General features: G+C 74.9%; 15 protein-coding genes. 9 read left to right on the top strand and 6 right to left on the bottom strand.

Translation table 11 applies throughout. The features are described 5' to 3' along the window. Positions 1 to 39: 39 nt before the first annotated feature. Positions 40 to 1,299, top strand: a complete 1,260-nt coding sequence (locus HD595_RS40790) for an acyltransferase family protein (RefSeq protein ID WP_253778955.1) — start codon at positions 40 to 42, stop codon at positions 1,297 to 1,299. Here HD595_RS40790 and HD595_RS40785 read toward each other — a convergent pair. Continuing rightward, positions 1,256 to 2,017, bottom strand: coding sequence for an SDR family oxidoreductase (locus HD595_RS40785; RefSeq protein ID WP_253778953.1), 762 nt, complete (start codon positions 2,015 to 2,017; stop codon positions 1,256 to 1,258). The two genes, HD595_RS40790 and HD595_RS40785, sit on opposite strands and share 44 nt — an antisense overlap. A 160-nt stretch (positions 2,018 to 2,177) precedes the next feature. On the opposite strand from HD595_RS40785, the gene HD595_RS40780 reads away from it, so the two are divergent. Beyond that, the gene (locus HD595_RS40780; RefSeq protein WP_253778951.1) at positions 2,178 to 3,041 is read left to right on the top strand and encodes a helix-turn-helix transcriptional regulator; all 864 of its coding nucleotides are present in this window, start codon (positions 2,178 to 2,180) and stop codon (positions 3,039 to 3,041) included. A 185-nt stretch (positions 3,042 to 3,226) separates the two neighbouring features. Beyond that, positions 3,227 to 4,000: an alpha/beta hydrolase gene (locus HD595_RS40775; RefSeq protein WP_253778949.1), complete on the top strand. Its 774-nt coding sequence runs from the start codon at positions 3,227 to 3,229 to the stop codon at positions 3,998 to 4,000. A 77-nt stretch (positions 4,001 to 4,077) separates the two neighbouring features. Here the strand turns inward: HD595_RS40775 and HD595_RS40770 are convergent, their stop codons facing one another. Next, positions 4,078 to 4,641, bottom strand: coding sequence for a GNAT family N-acetyltransferase (locus tag HD595_RS40770; RefSeq protein ID WP_253778946.1), 564 nt, complete (start codon positions 4,639 to 4,641; stop codon positions 4,078 to 4,080). A 2,131-nt stretch (positions 4,642 to 6,772) separates the two neighbouring features. Between HD595_RS40770 and HD595_RS40765 the strand changes: the two genes are divergently transcribed. From HD595_RS40765 to HD595_RS40755, 3 genes are all read left to right on the top strand, one after another. Beyond that, positions 6,773 to 7,063, top strand: a complete 291-nt coding sequence (locus HD595_RS40765) for a hypothetical protein (protein WP_253778944.1) — start codon at positions 6,773 to 6,775, stop codon at positions 7,061 to 7,063. 82 nt (positions 7,064 to 7,145) lie between these two features. Next, the gene (locus HD595_RS40760; RefSeq protein WP_253778943.1) at positions 7,146 to 7,799 is read left to right on the top strand and encodes a TetR/AcrR family transcriptional regulator; all 654 of its coding nucleotides are present in this window, start codon (positions 7,146 to 7,148) and stop codon (positions 7,797 to 7,799) included. After that, positions 7,787 to 8,083 (top strand): DUF6204 family protein, encoded by a 297-nt coding sequence (locus tag HD595_RS40755; RefSeq protein ID WP_253778940.1) that lies wholly within the window; start codon positions 7,787 to 7,789, stop codon positions 8,081 to 8,083. The genes HD595_RS40760 and HD595_RS40755 overlap by 13 nt, the downstream gene beginning before the upstream one ends. Positions 8,084 to 8,109: 26 nt before the next feature. Here the strand turns inward: HD595_RS40755 and HD595_RS40750 are convergent, their stop codons facing one another. Beyond that, positions 8,110 to 8,646: a GNAT family N-acetyltransferase gene (locus HD595_RS40750; protein ID WP_253778938.1), complete on the bottom strand. Its 537-nt coding sequence runs from the start codon at positions 8,644 to 8,646 to the stop codon at positions 8,110 to 8,112. Between the two features lie 379 nt (positions 8,647 to 9,025). Then, positions 9,026 to 10,303 carry an amidohydrolase family protein gene (locus HD595_RS40745; protein WP_253778936.1) on the bottom strand — a complete coding sequence of 426 codons (1,278 nt, stop codon included), beginning with the start codon at positions 10,301 to 10,303 and terminating at the stop codon, positions 9,026 to 9,028. Positions 10,304 to 10,470: 167 nt separating this feature from the next. Here HD595_RS40745 and HD595_RS40740 point away from each other — a divergent pair, with 167 nt between their 5' ends. Next, on the top strand, positions 10,471 to 11,064 hold the full coding sequence (locus HD595_RS40740) for a TetR/AcrR family transcriptional regulator (RefSeq protein WP_253778934.1): 594 nt from the start codon (positions 10,471 to 10,473) through the stop codon (positions 11,062 to 11,064). 261 nt (positions 11,065 to 11,325) lie between these two features. Here the strand turns inward: HD595_RS40740 and HD595_RS40735 are convergent, their stop codons facing one another. Beyond that, positions 11,326 to 12,060, bottom strand: coding sequence for a CTP synthase C-terminal region-related (seleno)protein (locus HD595_RS40735; protein WP_253778932.1), 735 nt, complete (start codon positions 12,058 to 12,060; stop codon positions 11,326 to 11,328). Between the two features lie 70 nt (positions 12,061 to 12,130). Between HD595_RS40735 and HD595_RS40730 the strand changes: the two genes are divergently transcribed. Continuing rightward, complete coding sequence (locus HD595_RS40730; protein WP_253778930.1) at positions 12,131 to 12,994, top strand: LysR family transcriptional regulator; 864 nt, start codon at positions 12,131 to 12,133, stop codon at positions 12,992 to 12,994. Between the two features lie 179 nt (positions 12,995 to 13,173). Next, positions 13,174 to 14,160 carry an NAD-dependent epimerase/dehydratase family protein gene (locus tag HD595_RS40725; protein WP_253778928.1) on the top strand — a complete coding sequence of 329 codons (987 nt, stop codon included), beginning with the start codon at positions 13,174 to 13,176 and terminating at the stop codon, positions 14,158 to 14,160. Between the two features lie 216 nt (positions 14,161 to 14,376). Here the strand turns inward: HD595_RS40725 and HD595_RS40720 are convergent, their stop codons facing one another. Further along, on the bottom strand, positions 14,377 to 15,780 hold the full coding sequence (locus HD595_RS40720) for a serine hydrolase domain-containing protein (RefSeq protein ID WP_253778925.1): 1,404 nt from the start codon (positions 15,778 to 15,780) through the stop codon (positions 14,377 to 14,379). Positions 15,781 to 15,797 lie beyond the last annotated feature (17 nt).

Raw genomic sequence — 15,797 nt, 5'->3', positions numbered from 1 at the left:
GCGCGGACTGTCCGGCCCGCCGGTCGCTACCATCACCGGATGCTCACTCTTCCGGCGGCGGAACCGGCGCGGCGGGCCGGGCGGCGCCTGGCCTGGCTCGACGCGCTGCGCGGCGTCGCCGCGCTGGTGGTGGTCTTCGAGCACGCCCTGCGGCCGCTGTTACCGGAGGCGCACGGCCCGGTCAAGGCCGTCTTCGACCCCGGCTGGTACGGGGTGATGGTGTTCTTCCTGGTCAGCGGCTACATCGTGCCCGCGTCGCTGGAGCGGCGCGGCAGCGTCCGCGACTTCTGGATCTCGCGGGTGTTCCGCCTGTATCCGCTGTTCGGCGTGGGCGTGGCCGGCATGGCGCTGCTCGTGGCGGCAGGCTGGGACGACGCCCACATCTGGTGGAGCTCCCGGCCGCTGTCCATGGCCCTCGGCCACCTGACGATGCTGCAGAACCTGCTCTACGTCCCGAACGTGGTCAACGTGCTGTGGACCCTCTCCTACGAGATGGCCTTCTACCTGCTGCTGACCGCGATGTTCACCCTCGGCGCGCACCGGGCGAGCCTCACCGGCGCGCTCGGCTTCACCGCCGTGGCCGTCCTGGGCGGGAGCGCCCTGCCGGTGGCGCTGCTGTCGGCCGGCGGGGCGGGCCGGATGCTGGCGTCCGTGCTGGCCGTGACGGCGGTGCTGGCGGCGTCGCTGGCCGCGGTCCTCAAGGGCTCGGCCGGGGTACGGCGCGCCGGCGCGGTCGTCCTCGGGGCGACCGTGCTGGTGCTGCTGCTGGTCAACCAGAGCTATCCCGGCCCGTGGCAGGGGCTGCTGATCCTGGCCACCATGTTCGCGGGCACCGCGCTGTACCGGGCCGAGCGGGGCGAGATCACCTGGGGCCGGGCCGGTTGGGTGGCTCTGGTGCCGCTGGCCGCCCTCTGGCTGGGGCGCGACGAGCCCGGCCTGCAGACGGCCACGGCCGCCGCGTGGATCACCTTCGCCGCCGGGATGGCCCTGCGGCGCCGCGGGGTGCCGGCGGCGCTGGCCTGGCTCGGGCTGGTCAGCTACTCCGTCTACCTGCTGCACCCGCTGCTGCTGGAGAGCGTCGAGTGGTTCTGGCCCGAGCCGGCGACCGTTCCGCTGGGCTCGCGGCTGGCCGTCCTGGCCGGCGTGGTGGCGCTGCTCCTCGGGCTGAGCGCCCTGACCTGGCGGCTGGTCGAGGCCCCGGCCCAGCGGCTCGGCCGGCGCCTCGTCGTCGGCGGCGAGGCCGCTCGCCGGCCGCTCACGCCTGGCGCGTCGGAAGGACCACGACCTGGCGCAGGTTGACGTGGCGCGGGCGGCTGGTGGTGTAGGCGATCAGGTCGGCCACGTCGTCCGCCGCCAGCGGGCCGATCGCCGACACCATCCCGTCGAGCTGGCCGCTCAGCTCGGCGTTGTCGATGTGGTCGGCCAGCTCGGTGGAGGTCAGGCCGGGCTCGATGTTGGTGACGCGCACGTCCTGCCCGCCCAGCTCGGTGCGCAGCGTCGCCGACAGGTGCGTGAGCGCCGCCTTGGTCGCCCCGTACACCGCGTAGTTCGGGAAGCTCACGTGGGCCCCGATGGAGGAGACGTTGACCAGGTCGGCGCTCCGGCCGTCGGCCGCCGCGGCGACGAGGTCCGGGACGAAGGCACGGATGACGCGCAGCGCCCCGCTCAGGTTCGTGTCGATCATGCGGGCCCACTCGTCCTCGCGGCCGTCGGCGATCGGGTTGGGCAGCATGACGCCCGCGGAGTTCACCACCAGGTCGACCGGCCCGTACACCTCGTGGACCCGGGCCGCGGCGGCGGCGACGCTGCCGGAGTCGGTGACGTCGGCCGTCACCGCCAGCGCCCGGCCGCCCTCGGCGTTGATCTTGGCCACCAGCTCGTCGAGCCGCTCGGCGCGCCGGGCCAGCAGGGCCACGCGGGCGCCGTGGGCGGCCAGGAGGCGGGCGGTGGCCTCACCCATGCCGCTGGCGGCCCCGGTGACGACGGCGGTACGGGTGGAAAGAGCGTCGTAGCTCATGATCGGTTGCTCCTCGTCGCAAGGTGTCGCGTCTGCCGGGCTTCGTCCCCGGCCGACGTCACCATCCTGCGCCGCCCGCGCCGCCGTACCCAGGGTGAGGCTCATCCTGGGTCTGGCAGTACCAGGTTGGACGCTCCGGAGTTTGCCTAGGCTGTGTCCCATGAGTAGTGATCTGGGCGATTTCCTGCGTTCGCGACGGGCGCGCATCCAGCCGCAGGAGCTCGGCCTGCAGCCGTACGGCCGCCGCCGCGTGCCCGGGCTGCGCCGCGAGGAGGTCGCGCAGCTGGCGGGCGTGAGCGTCGACTACTACATCCGCCTGGAGCAGGGGCGGGGGCAGAGCGTGTCGGACGCGGTGCTCGACGCCGTCGCCCGGGTGCTGCGGCTGGACGAGGTCGAGCAGGCGCACCTGCGCGACCTGGCCCGGCCCGAACGGCAGGAGCCGCCCCAGGAGAGCCGCCCGCGCCCGGGCGGGCAGCGGGTGCGGCCGGGGATGCGGCTGGTCGTGGAGTCGGTGAGCGGGCCCGCGTTCCTGCTGGGCCGCTACCTGGACGTACTGGCCTGGAACGCCCTCGGCGACGCCGTGCTCGGCTTCTCCGAGCGTCTGTCCCGCTTCGGCGAACGCGGCCTCAACCAGCCGCGCGACGCCTTCCTCAACCCCGCCGCGCGGGAGTTCTACGTCGACTGGCCCGCCGTGGCCGCCGACACCGTGGCCTTCCTGCGGCTGGAGGCCGGGCGGCGCCCGCGCGACAAGCGGCTGGCGGCGCTGGTCGGCGAGCTGTCCCTGGCCAGCGAGGAGTTCCGCCGCCTGTGGGCCGACCACCAGGTGAAGGAGAAGACGTTCGGCGTCAAGCGGATGCTGCACCCGATCGTGGGCCGGCTCGAGGTGGGCTACGAGGCGCTGGCGCTGCCCGGCGACCCGGACCAGATGCTGGTCGTCTTCACGGCCGCGCCCGGCTCGGAGGCCGCGGAGAAGCTCGCGGTGCTGGCGAGCTGGTCGGCCGTCCCGTCCCTGCCGGCGTCGTGATCGCGCCGCCCGGTACGGTGTGCCGGCGAACCCTCTGTGACGGAAGGCGGCATCGTGAAGGGCGTGAGCGTGGGTCGGGATACTGCGGCTTCGGGCGGTGACGGCGTCGAGGCGGACGGCTCCGGTGGTGTCGGGGGCGCGGGCGTCGTCGTGCGTGCGGGCGGCGGGCTCGTGAAGGCGGCGGCGTGAGCGGGCACCGGCTGTGGCCGGGGGAGCCGGGCGAGCGGATCACCGCGTACCCGGTGCCCTCGAAGCGGCCCGCGCCGGCCGTCGTGGTGCTGCCGGGCGGCGGGTACACGCGCCTGGCCGAGCACGAGAACGAGCCCGTGGCGCGGTGGCTGAACACCCTGGGCATCGCCGCGTTCGCGCTCCACTACCGGGTGGCGCCGCACCGGCATCCGCTGCCGCTGCTGGACGCGGCCCGGGCGGTGCGCTGGGTGCGGGCCCACGCGACGGACCACGGGGTGGACCCGGAGCGGGTCGGGGTGCTGGGCTTCTCGGCCGGCGGGCACCTGGCGGGACTGCTGGCGACCGAGACGGGACCGGCGCTGGCGGAGGGCCCGCACGACGAGGTGGACGCTCAGGAGGCGCGCCCGGACCTGGCGGTGCTGTGCTACCCGGTCGTCACCCTGACCGGGCCCGCCGCCCACGCCGGGTCGGTGGCGGCCCTGCTCGGACCCGGGCAGGAGGCCGGAGATCCCGCCGAGCTGTCGATCGAGCGGCGGGTGGGGCCGCGCACCCCGCCGGTGTTCGTGTGGCACACCGCCGACGACGCCTCGGTGCCGGTGGACAACGCCCTGCTCCTGACGAGCGCGCTGGCCCGGCACGGGGTGCCGGTCGAGGCGCACGTGTACCCGAACGGGGCGCACGGGCTGGGGCTGGCCGTAGGCGACCCGGTGGTGGGTGACTGGACCAGCCGGTGCGCCGTCTTCCTGCGGTCACACGGCTTCACCGGCTGAGGTCCGCGCCGACTCGGGCGGATGTCGGGTGTCGCGGGCCGGCGGGGAACCGGTGTGTCCCCGCCGGCCCGCGCTGATCAGCGGCCGGCCGGCGGCGGCGCCTGGTAGCGCAGCACCACGCCGCCTTCGCCGTTCTCGTCCGCCTGGGACGCGTTCTCGTCCGTCGGGGACGGACTGTCATCGCAGCGCTCGAAGCCGGCCTTCTCCAGCACCCGGATCGACGGCGGGTTGGACGGCTCCACGGTGGCGTGGACGCTCCTGACCCCCGGTGCCGCGTACGCGAACTCGGTCAGGGCCCGCACGGCCTCGGTGGCGTAGCCGCGGCCCTGCCGGGACTCCACGATCCCGTACCCGATCTCCAGCGCGCCGTCGGACGGCGGCCAGAACAGGCCGATGGACCCGACCACCAGACCGCTGTCACGCTCGATGACCTGGCGGTGACCGTAGGGGCCGAGCCAGGCGGGGTGCTCGGCGAACAGGCCGGCGATCACCTGGTCGCCCTCGGCGGGGAAGTCGGCGGCCCAGTGGGCGCCCCGGTCTCCGCGCAGGACGGCCTCGACCTCCGTGACGGTCCAGGGCCGCAGGATCAGGCGGGCGGTGGTCAGGTCGGGAACCGGCTCGGCGGCGGGCGCCCCGGGCATGGAAGAGGACTGCGTGGATGAAGACGTGGATGAAGACATGGTGACACTCCTGGTCGTGGTTCGAACGACCGGCCCGCGTCCTAGACGCGCGGGGCCGGGATGATGGCGTGCCGATGACGGCCTGTGGCGGCCATATTCATCAACCTCCTCGTCCCGAAGCGCACGCGTTCCTCGCGCCGCGGCGACCCTAACAGCCTCCGACGATCACGGCAAACGGACGTCACCGGCTCCGGGCCACCACCGGCGCCGCCGTGACGCGCGGGTCAAAGGCCACGCAAAGCTACGGACCGTAGTCACATCGTCACCCATATGATCCTTACGTGGCCGACCCGGTGAATCACGAGCAGGACGCTGACCGACCTCCGTGCGCGTCACGGCGGGTGACACCCGTGCCGCCCTTCCCGGTGTACGAGCCGGAGCCGCCGCGCGGCATGGACCGGGTCACGGTCGCCACGCTGGCGGTCACGGCCGTGTCCGTGGCCCTGGGGGCCTGGCTGGGGATGTATCCGCCGGGTGCGGGCGCGCCGGACGCGCAGGCCAAGGGTTCCGGTACGGCCACGCTCGCGTCGCCCGCCGTACCGGAGCCTTCGGTGGACGGCGACGCGGGCCGGGCGGGAGCGGACGGCCGGCCGGGCACGCGCAGGACGCGGGTCCGCGCCGACGCTCGCTGGCACCATCACGCGCACGGCCCGGCCCGTGGTCGCGGCGGGCGCGACGCCAGAGGTGATGATCGCGGGGTTGCCGGAACCGATGGCCGTCATGGGGGCGCCCGTGGCGGCAAGGGTGACGATCGTGGGGGTGGTCGTTCCGGTGGGGATGACGGGCGCCGCAACGGCTCCGCGGACGACGCGGCGCGTGAGGGCATCCGTGCCGGGACCGCGCGTCCCGCCGCCCGGGAGGGCGCGCGGGACGGCGGGCGGGCGCGGCGCCCCCTCGCCGCGCGTGCGGTGACGCCGGCCCCCCGGCGGCAGCCTTCTCCTGCTCCTCGGACCGGCGTGCCGGGTGGGACGGGTGCGTCCCGGAGCCAGGGGAGTGCGACCACTCCCTGGGCCGCGCCTCGGGAGCAAGGGGCCGTGGCCATGCCTCGGGACGAACGGGGGGAGGCCGCGTTCCCCGGGCGGGCGCGAGGCGTCGCGCTCCGTGACGGGGCGACGGGTGGCGAGCACCGGGGGGCTGCGCATCGGAGGGAGGGTCGCGAGCATCGCGTCCGGCGTGACGACGGCAGGACGGCCCGCCGCCCCGAGGCGCGGAAGGGCCGCGACGGTCAGGCGTCGCCGTCGGCCTCGCCCTCCGGCGCGTCCGCGCGCCCAGGAGAGGTCAGGGAACTGGCGCGGCGGTGGTGCGACGACAACATGAGCTGGGACGGCGTGCTGTGGCGGTCCTGTCACGCGTATATCGAGCGGCAGACGACAATGTGATCACCTCTCGTCATTGCCCGACTACGGAGCGTGAAGAATGGCGCCGGAGAGTGCCCGGCGACACGCCGGGCGGTAAGACGAGAATGGCGCCCGATATCCGCCCGGCGATTATTCACGGAAAATCGCCGCTCATGTGACGTGCGCGTGTCCTGTGGTCGTCGTCCACGTCGGCCGACGATGCGGAACGCCCCGCGATTGCCCGCCTTCTGGGGAATCGCCGGGCTGCTCGCATCGCATCACCGCTTCGCGGAAAGAGTCCGTTTGATCGGGAGGGCGGATCCCGATATATCCGCTCATGTGCCAAGGTCGGCGGCATGGCGGGCGACATCGGTCAGAAGGCTGACCCTTTCTCGCCGAAGAACGCGAGCCATTTCTCCGGAATCCACCGGGAAAGAAGAAAAGAATTCGCGTCGGACGCACATATAGCCTTCCCTTGTTATCCGCATTTCTGGGACAAGGGCCGATCCGGGCTCGTGGCATGGGGGCGGGGCGGGATGCCAAACTCGGGCCAGGGAAAAGCTGAACGCCGGGAGGGCAGCGTTATGGCCACATCCACGTCACCGTCCGCCACGTCATCCGCTTCGCCCGCGCGAGGCGCCGGCTCCGCCGTCACGGCCGCGCGTGCGCGGGGCAGGTTCGCCGCGCGCAGGAGCCGGGGGCGCGCCCCTTCCGGGAGTCGGCGGCGGAGGGGGCGAGCGCCGGGGGAGCAGGCCGTGCCCTGGACGGTGGTGTTCGTCGGCGTGCTCGTCACCTATGTGACGTTCGTGGTGATGCTGCTACCGCAGGGCTACAGCCTGTGGGTCGTGCTCGGCGCGGCCACCACGACCTGCGTCGTGGCCGGGCAGGTGACGCGGGCCGTGCGCCTGGCGCTGGCCGGTGACCACGAGGTCGCAACGGGGGCGCACCGCTCGCTGCTGGGCCGGGCGGTGGCGGCCTGGATCCGCGAGGCCGTGGCGGAGGAGCGGGCCGAGCCCGGTGACCGGACAGGCGCCCGGGAAGCCTGAGGGCGGGCGGTCGGGCGTAAAATGCAACGCACTCCAAAATTGGTTTGGACTTCATGGTTGAAGTCCGTTACGCTCCGGCGGCATGACAGAGGGTCTGCGAGAACGCAAGAAACGGCAGACGCGGCAACGCATCTCCGAGGTCGCGACCGGGCTGTTCGTGGAGCGCGGCTTCGACCACGTGACGATCGCCGAGGTCGCCGAGGCGGCCGAGGTGTCGGTCAACACCGTCTACAACTACTTCGCCTCCAAGGAGGACCTGGTCCTGCCGCCGGACGAGGCGTCCCCGCAGCGGCTGGCCGACATGGTTCGGGCCCGCCCTCCGGGACAGCCGGCCGTACGAGCCGTGCTGGAGCACCTGCGTGAGGAGGTGCGCCGGCGCGAGCGGCGGCTGGGTCTGACCGAGGGGTTCGGCCGGGTGCTGGAGATGATGCGGGCCACGCCCACGCTGACGGCGCGCCTGGAGGACCTCGGCCGGGAGATGACCGACGCGCTCGCCGCGTGTCTGGCCGAGGAGACGGGCGCCGCGCCCGACGATCCGCTGCCGCGCGTGGTGGCCTGGCATGTCGGCTGCCTGCACGCGCTGGTGCTGATCGAGATCGCCCGGCGCACCGCCGCCGGTCAGGACACCGGCGAGATCGCCGGGGAAGTGCTGCGGCTGCTCGACGTGGCCGAGGACGTGCTGGGCGAGCGGGTGCTCGGCTATGCCGTACGAGAGGGGGAGACATGTTCCGAGTGACGATCTCCGGCGCGTTCGCCGGGCTGGACGAGGCGGGCCGGGCCGCGGTGCGGGCGGCGGGCGGGGCGGCGTTCACGGAGGCCGGCACGTTCACCTTCGACGACAGCGTGTCCGCGTTCACCTTCCGCTGCCAGGTGCCGGCGGGCCCGGACGACGGCGAGGCCGAGGCGACGCGCGGCGCGCTGGCGGCACTGGACGCGCACGGCCACCCCTATCGGGTGCTGCGCACGGCGGTGACCGACATGCGCGACATCAAGATCCGCCGCCGGGGCCGCTCCGCCTGAGGCGCGTGAGCCCGTCGCGTCCTGGGTCAGGCGGGCTCGTCGTCCCAGTCGGGTGGGGTGACGGTGCCCGCCAGCCAGTCCCGGCGCAGGATCGCGTAGCCGACCGCGTCGCGGCGGGTCCCGTCGGGGGCCGGCCACGCCTGCCGGTAGTGGGCCTCCTTGGCGTACCCGCTCCTGCGCAGGACGGCCCGCATGGCGAGGTTGTCCTGGCGGGTGGTGGCCTCGATCCGCGTCACGCCGGGCAGTTCGGTGAAGAGATGGCGCGTCAGCCAGGCGACCGACGCCGTGCCGAGCCCCCGGCCGCGCCAGGCCGCCCGTACCCGCAGGTCGAACATGGGAGTGTCGTCGGCGAGGTCCTGCAGCCTGATCAGCCCGGCGCGCTCGCCGTCGGCGAGCACCCAGAAGGTCCGCGTCTCCTCGTCGTCGTAGCCGCCCTCGGCCGCGCGCCGCCTGACGGTCTCGCGGTCCTGTGTCCCGGCGTGGTACGGCCAGTCCTCGCCCGCCAGGAAGTCGGCGAGCGCGTCCGCGTCGCCGACGGCGATCCCGGCGAAATCGATGCGCATCCGCCGAGGATGGTGGGCGGCTCGCGTCCCGGTCAACCGCTTTTCCGCGGGTTCACGCGGCGACGCGGGGACGGTCGGGGCGGATCAGATCATGTGGCTGCCGGCCCGGCTGCCCACGAGTTCGGCGTACGGCGTTCACGGCCGCCCCGCTGGCCGGGTTCCCGCTCAGCCGGGACTTCCTGCTGGACGACTACCCGCCGGCCATACGCGCGCGCTACCGGAAGCCCCGCAGTGCGCGGGGGCGGCGGGTCGCGCTGTACATCGGCGTGATCTTCTGGGGTGGCGGGAGGCGTCGTGGCCGCGATGGGAGCGATCGCCTGAGCCCCGGGCCGTCGCGCCGACGGCCCCTCCTCTGGTCGACGGCGTACGTGATCGGCCGTCAGGTGGCCAGGCGGACGCCGCGGCGCCACACCTCGGCGATGGCGCGGGTGGCGGTGACGTCGGTGGTCGGGTCGCCGTCGACGAGCAGCAGGTCGGCGCGCAGGCCCGGCGCGACCCGGCCGCGGTCCGGCAGGCCGAAGCGGTGCGCGGGCAGGGCGGTGGCGGCGCGCAACGCCTCCTCCGGCGTGAGGCCCGCCTCGGTGAGCAGCAGCAGCTCGCGGTGCAGGGACGCGCCGTGCAGCGGGGCGAACGGGTTGGCGTCGGTGCCGGCGAGCAGCGTCACCCCGGCGCGGCGCAGGACGCGTACCGCGTGCGCGGCGTTGATCACTCCTTGGGAGTGGACGGGCAGCACGCCCGGATCGCTGCGCACGAGACCGGCTGCCGCGTCCGTCCTGGCGCCGGCCGGAGAGAGGCGCGCGGCCACGCGGGGATCCGCCGGCAGCTCGGCCCCGCTCTCGTCGCCCGTGACCGCCTCGATGTAGGCCAGGGTGGTGACGACGAACACGTCATGAGCCGCGATCCTGGCCGCCACCTCCTCGCCGCGCGGGTCGTCCGGCGGCAGGTCGCAGTGGACGTGGGCCAGCCCGTCGACGCCCGCGTCCAGGGCCACGGCGGTGTGGGCGGCGGTGGCCACGTGCGCGATGGCGAGCAGCCCGGCGCCGTGGGCGGCCTCCACGAGCGCGGCGACGGTCTCCGGTGACAGCGTCGGCAGGTTCAGGCCGGCGGCGTGGCCCTCGTCGATCACGATCTTCAGGTAGTCGGCGCCCTCCGCCAGGCGGGCCTCGACGAACGCCTTGGCCTCGTCCGGGTTGCTCAACGTGGGGAACGGCCCGGTCGCGTCGCCGAACCCCGCCAGTGCCGCGCCCTCGGCGGCCATGATCTGGCTCGGATGCCCGCCGGGAGCGGTGGCCAGCACGCCGGAGCTGCGCAGGTCGGCCACGTCGTCGCGCTCGGCGGCCGCCCTGCGCTGGCGGGCCAGGTTGCCCGGCAGGCAGAACATGTCCAGCTCGGTGGTCACGCCGAAGGCCAGCGCCTGGGCGAGGCTGCCGTCGAAGGTGTGGGTGTGGGCGTCGATCAGGCCCGGCAGCAGGGTCCTGCCGGCGCCGTCGATCACCACGTCGGCGGCCGGCGCGCCTTCGGCGGCGGGAGGCGCGGCCTCGGCGGCGGCGGGGGTGGCGGTGACGGCGGCGATGCGGTCGCCGTCGATGAGCACGTCGGCGCGGGGTAGGCAGCGCTCGCCGTCGAAGACGCGGGTGGCGCGGATGAGTGTGCGCATGGTCGTCGCCCCTTCATCTGGTTCGATGTCGGATAGTACGACCTCTAACTATCTTGGGTCAAACCTCCTTGGGTGGGCGGGCCCTTCTGGGTGGCATGGTCGCGTACGATATGGAGGGCCGCCCCGTTTGCCTCACGCCCCGTTCACGTCACGCGCCGGAGACGACCTTGCCCGACGACGACCGCGCCGCCGCGCCGCCCGCCCGGCCCCGCCGGGCCGACGCGCGCCGCAATTACGACCGCATCGTGGCCGCGGCCACCGCGGCCATCGCCGAGCACGGCGCCGAGGCGTCCCTGGAGGAGATCGCCCGCCGCGCCGGCGTCGGCTCGGCCACCCTGCACCGCCACTTCCCGTCCCGGCAGCGGTTGCTGGAGGCCGTCTTCAGCGGCAAGGTCGAGGCCCTGTGCGCCCGTGCCCGCGAACTGGCCGCCGACCACGATCCCGGACCGGCCCTGGTCGCCTGGCTGCGCGCCGTCGCCACGCACGTGGCCGCCAACAGGGGCCTGGCCACCTCGCTCCTGCAGGGAGCCCACGACGGCGCCGTGGGCGAGGGATGCCACGCCATGATCGTGGACGCCGGCCAGGAACTGCTGGACGGCGCCCGCCGGGCCGGCGCCGTCCGGGACGGCGTGGCGATCGTGGACCTGCTCACCCTCGTCAACGCCATCTGCCTGGCCACCGAGCACGAGCCTGACGGCGCGGCCCAGGCCGAGCGGCTGCTGGACCTGGTCCTCGACGGCGTGCGGCCGTCCTCGACCTGACGGACCGTCGCGTACGTAACGGGCCCCGGTACCTGACCGACCGTCGGGCCGGACCGTCCGTCCGGTACGTGATCGACCATCCGGTACGTGACGGCGGGCCTCCAGGTACGTAGCGGACCGCCCTGGTGCGGACGGGCGGTCATCGCGGGGCGCGGACCGCCGCGCTCGCTCTTGAAAGCGGAACGCCCGCGAGCGCGGCGATGCCCCGCCGGGCTCGTCGAGGCCCCTTGCCGACCTGGAGGCCGACTGGGCCGAACGCACTCAGTGGGACGCCGCCGCCGGCGTCCGCGTCGCGGCCGAGGCGCGGGCCGCCACGGCCGCCGCGAACGCGGAGAGCACCGGGTGCGGGCGGCTGCCGTCGCCGGCCAGTTCCGGCTGGAACAGGGTGCCCAGGAAGAACGGGTGCCCGGGCAGCTCGGCCACCCGGACCGTGCCGTCGTCCCCGGCGTGACCGGAGAAGACCAGCCCGTGCTCGGTCAGCACCCGCTCGTAGCGCTCGTTGAGGCCGTAGGAGCAGTTGTAGGACTCGACGGTCACCGGCGTGCCCATGATCTGCTCGATCAGCGAGCCGGGCGCCAGCCGCACCATCGCCTCGTGCCCGGCCAGCGAGCAGCGCAGCGGCATCAGCAGGAAGTCCGCGCCGTCGCCGGCTTCCGGCGTGTTCTCGGCGTGGGCCACGTCCAGCCCGCACACGTTGCGCGCGTACTCCAGCAGCATGTGCTGGAAACCGCCGCACGTGCCCAGGAACGGGATGCCGTGCTCGCGCGCGGTCCGCGCCGCCTCGACGGCTCCGCTCTCGCTGAGGTACGGGCTGCCGGGCACGACCCAGATGCCGTCGAAGGCGTCCAGGTCGCGGGCGTCGGTGGTGGGGATCCAGTAGGCGTCGAGCGCGACGCCGTCACGTTCTCGCAGCGCCTCCAGCAGCAGCGGGACGCGGGTGTGGGCGCGCACGCCGGGGGAACGGTCGCCGACCACGGCGATTCTCAAGCTCGTCATGCCCCCATCGTGGCCCGCGACCTCGTACAAGCGCCAACGATGATGTCTGCACCTGATATAAGCATCTCTGATGGACCCGCACCTGCTCCGTACCTTCGTGGCCGTGGCCGAGGCCGGCTCGTTCTCGGCCGCCGCCGAACGCCTCGGCTACACCCAGTCGGCGGTCTCCCAGCAGATCGCCGCCTTGGAGACCGACCTGGGCTTGCGACTGCTGCGCCGCCGTCCGGTCGAGCCGACCGAGGCGGGCGCCCGGCTGCTGGAGCACGCCGGCCCGCTGCTGCTGCGCCTGCGCGCCGCCCGCGCCGACGTGCTGCGCACCGCCGCGCTGCCCGCCCACCGGCTGACCCTGGCCGCCGCTCCGCTCGCGCTCAACCCGGTGCTGTCCGCACGGCTCGCGCGGGGACGGGCCGAGCAGCCGCGCCTGCGGGTACGGCTGCGCACGACGGGCCGTGACGTCGTGGCGGCGCAGGTCGCGGCGGGCGAGGCCGACCTGGGGCTGACGGACGGCATCACCGCCCCCAGCGACCCGCTGCGCCTGCCCGACGCGGGGCCCATGACCCGGGTCGGGGTGTCGGAGGAGGAACTCGTGGTGGCCTTGCCGCCCGGCCACCCGCTGGCGGGCCGGACCGGGCTGCGGCTGGCCGACCTGGTCGACGCCCGCTGGCTGGCCACACCGCTGTGCCCGCTGGAGCGGCTGCGCGACCTGGTGGGCGACGGCTTCCGCGCCGGGCTGGACTACCAGGGCGAGGACGTGCACACGGTGCGGAACCTGGTGGCGGCCGGGCACGGCCTGACGCTGCTGCCCGCCTCGGCGGGGGCGGGCGTGCCGCTGGCGGCTCCCAGGCTGGTGCACCGGGTGGAGCTGCTGCATCCGTCGCTGCCGCCGGGCCCGGCCGCCCGCCTGGCCGCCGCCCTGTCCCCGCCGCCTTCCTGACCGCCCGGTGATCGGCGCGGTCGGGGGTGGGTAAGGCGGGGCCGGGGTGGGCGGTCGCCCGGTCCGGTGAGGGGAGTCCGTCCGCAGGCTCCGGTGGGCGGCGTCCGCTGTCGGTGAACCGGGTCCGCTGTCGGTGAACCCGGCCGGGTGCCGGGCTCGGGAGGTGCTTGGCTGGCGGCATGGAGATCGTGATTCTTGGCGGTACGGCATGGCTGGGCCGCGAGCTGTCCCGGCAGGCGGTGGACCGCGGCCACCGCGTGACCTGCCTGGCCCGCGGCGAGAGTGGACCGGTCGCGGACGGGGCGAGGCTGGTGGCCGCCGACCGGCGTGACCCCTCGGCGTACGAGCCGCTGCTGGATCGCGACTGGGACGCGGTCATCGAGGTGTCGTGGCAGCCCGGCTTCGTCCGCGAGGCTCTGGAGGCGCTGGGCGGCCGGGCCGGGCACTGGGCGTACGTCTCCTCCATCAGCGCCTACGCCTCCCACGCCACCCCCGGCGCGGACGAGTCCGCGGCGCTGCTCCCGCCGACCGACCGGCTCGAGGTCGGCCCGGAGGTGTTCGGCGAGGCGAAGGTCGCCTGCGAGCAGGCGTCGGCGGCGGCCGTCGGCGAACGCCTTCTCATCGCGCGCGCGGGCCTGATCGGCGGGCCGGGCGACCACAGCGGACGCACCGGCTACTGGGTGGCCCGCGCCGCCCGCGACCCGCGCGGGCCCATGCTGGTGCCGGACGCGCCGGCCCTGCCGACCCAGGCGGTCGACGCGCGTGACCTGGCGGCCTGGCTGCTCGACGCCGCGGAGAAGGGCACCACCGGCACCTACGACGCCGTCGGCCCGGTCGTCCCGTTCGGGCAGTGGGTGGAGATGTCGCGTGCCGCCGGCGGGCACACCGGCCCGGTGGTGCCCGCGCCGTCCGCGTGGCTGCGTGAGAACGGCGTGGCCGAGTTCATGGGGCCGGAGTCGCTGGCGATGTGGGTGGCCGACCCGGACTGGGCGGGGTTCTCGGCGCGCGACGGGTCGGCGGCGCTCGACGCGGGGCTGCGTCACCGGCCCCGGGAGGAGATGCTGGCCGACACGCTGGTCTGGGAGCGCGAGCAGGGCCTCGACCGGGAACGACGCTCCGGCCTCAGCGCGCGGCGCGAACGCGAGCTGCTCGACGCCCTCGGCTGACCGGCGCCGCCGCCTTCCAGCAGGACTCGTCGGCGATCCGGCCTCGCCGCGTCGGGGGCGTGTTCGGTGTCGTCGGAGTCCGGCTCGTGTCGGCGGGGGTTCGGCTTGGTGCCGTCCGAGATCCTGCCTGGTGTCGTCGAGGATTCGGTCTCGCGCCCGGCGAGGGGGCGGTCTGCCGCGCCCGGCGCCCCTCGACGGGCGCCGGGCGGCTGCGTCTCATTCGGCGGCGTGCTCCCAGCCGGCCACCCCGCCCGGCACCGGCGCCTGCGGGTCGTACGGGGTGCGGGTGAAGACGAAGGTGTTGATGTCGAGGTGGTCGGGTGCGGCGCGCAGCGTCTCACCCGCGTAGTAGCCCTCCAGCCCCACCCACGTGCCGTCGTCGCGCGGCGCGAAGCGCGAGGCCCGGCCGGGCCCGTTCATCGGAGCCAGCGACAGCATGCGGTCGGGGAGCAGCCGCAGCACGTACGGGGTGGGCCCCCAGTGCCACACCCCGGTCAGCGCCAGCAGCCCGGGGTCGACCGGCGACGGACGCCACGGCTCCGGCAGGCGCGGCTCGTGCTCGGCGAGGATGTCGAGCAGGTCCAGCGGCAGCGACCGGCTCACCCCGGAGGTGACGTTGGCCAGGAACAGCACGCCGACCCGGTCGGCCGGGTCGGCCCACACCGTGGCCAGGAACCCGGGCATCGACCCGGTGTGCCCGGCCAGGCGCCGCCCGGCGTGCCGGGTCAGCTGCATGCCCAGGCCGTAACCGCTGGTCCAGGCGTCGCCGTCGTCGATCGTGGCCGGCTCGCGCATCTCGGCGAGGGTGCCGGCCGACAGCACGCCGCCGGTGTCGCCCGCCACGAACGCCGCCCACCGGCCCAGGTCGGCGGCCGACGCCCAGAGCTGCCCGGCCGGCGCCATCGCCCCCGCGTCGTGCTCCGGCTCGCGCAGCAGCACGTCGGCGTACGGGTGGACGGCGTAGCCGGTGGCGTGGGGCGGCGCGGGCCGGTCGATGACGGAGCGCATGCCCAGCGGCTGGAGGATCTCCTCGCGCACGGCGTCCAGCCACGGCGCGCCGCGCAGCCGCGCGGCCAGCTCGCCGAGCAGCGCGTAGCCGACGTTGCTGTAGTGGAAGCGGCGGCCGGGCCGGTGCTTGAGGTCGTCGGGCGACAGCCGGGCCAGCAGCCCGTCGGCGGGCAGGCCGGGGGTGCGCTCCCACCAGGCGGTGGGCGGCTCGGCGCTCAGCCCGCCGGTGTGCGACAGCAGCTGCGCGACGGTGACGTCGCCGGCGGGCGCCTCGGGCAGGTGCTTGCCGACCGGGTCGAGCAGGTCCAGGCGGCCCTCGTCACGCAGCCGCATGACGAGCACGGCCACCAGCGACTTGGTGATCGACCCCAGCCGGTAGCGGGTGTCGGGCGTGGGGGCGGTGCCGTCGTCGAGGTGGCCCCGCGCGCCGAACCACGCGAGCCGGCCGTCGCGCACGATGCCCGCCACGATCGACGGCACCCGGTTGCCCGACTGGTCCTCGGCCAGGCGGCGCAGCAGTGCCCGCGCCGCCGCCGGTCCGACCCGCCCCTGCGGGGAGTCGGTGTGGTCGTCCGCCGGGGGGTGGGCCGTGAGGCCGAGCGCATCGTCCATGACCGCCCACCCTATCG

It is taken from the genome of Nonomuraea roseoviolacea subsp. carminata (assembly GCF_024172185.1).
Lineage (GTDB): Bacteria > Actinomycetota > Actinomycetes > Streptosporangiales > Streptosporangiaceae > Nonomuraea > Nonomuraea roseoviolacea.
This window is presented reverse-complemented; position numbering and strand designations above follow the sequence as displayed.

Bases quoted from the DNA above. Each gene is read 5' to 3' on its own strand.
- HD595_RS40790 (WP_253778955.1), top strand. From the start codon at position 40: ATGCTCACTCTTCCGGCGGCGGAACCGGCGCGGCGGGCCGGGCGGCGC.
- HD595_RS40785 (WP_253778953.1), bottom strand. From the start codon at position 2,017: ATGAGCTACGACGCTCTTTCCACCCGTACCGCCGTCGTCACCGGGGCC.
- HD595_RS40780 (WP_253778951.1), top strand. From the start codon at position 2,178: ATGAGTAGTGATCTGGGCGATTTCCTGCGTTCGCGACGGGCGCGCATC.
- HD595_RS40770 (WP_253778946.1), bottom strand. From the start codon at position 4,641: ATGCCCGGGGCGCCCGCCGCCGAGCCGGTTCCCGACCTGACCACCGCC.
- HD595_RS40760 (WP_253778943.1), top strand. From the start codon at position 7,146: ATGACAGAGGGTCTGCGAGAACGCAAGAAACGGCAGACGCGGCAACGC.
- HD595_RS40755 (WP_253778940.1), top strand. From the start codon at position 7,787: ATGTTCCGAGTGACGATCTCCGGCGCGTTCGCCGGGCTGGACGAGGCG.
- HD595_RS40750 (WP_253778938.1), bottom strand. From the start codon at position 8,646: ATGCGCATCGATTTCGCCGGGATCGCCGTCGGCGACGCGGACGCGCTC.
- HD595_RS40745 (WP_253778936.1), bottom strand. From the start codon at position 10,303: ATGCGCACACTCATCCGCGCCACCCGCGTCTTCGACGGCGAGCGCTGC.
- HD595_RS40735 (WP_253778932.1), bottom strand. From the start codon at position 12,060: ATGACGAGCTTGAGAATCGCCGTGGTCGGCGACCGTTCCCCCGGCGTG.
- HD595_RS40730 (WP_253778930.1), top strand. From the start codon at position 12,131: ATGGACCCGCACCTGCTCCGTACCTTCGTGGCCGTGGCCGAGGCCGGC.
- HD595_RS40725 (WP_253778928.1), top strand. From the start codon at position 13,174: ATGGAGATCGTGATTCTTGGCGGTACGGCATGGCTGGGCCGCGAGCTG.
- HD595_RS40720 (WP_253778925.1), bottom strand. From the start codon at position 15,780: ATGGACGATGCGCTCGGCCTCACGGCCCACCCCCCGGCGGACGACCAC.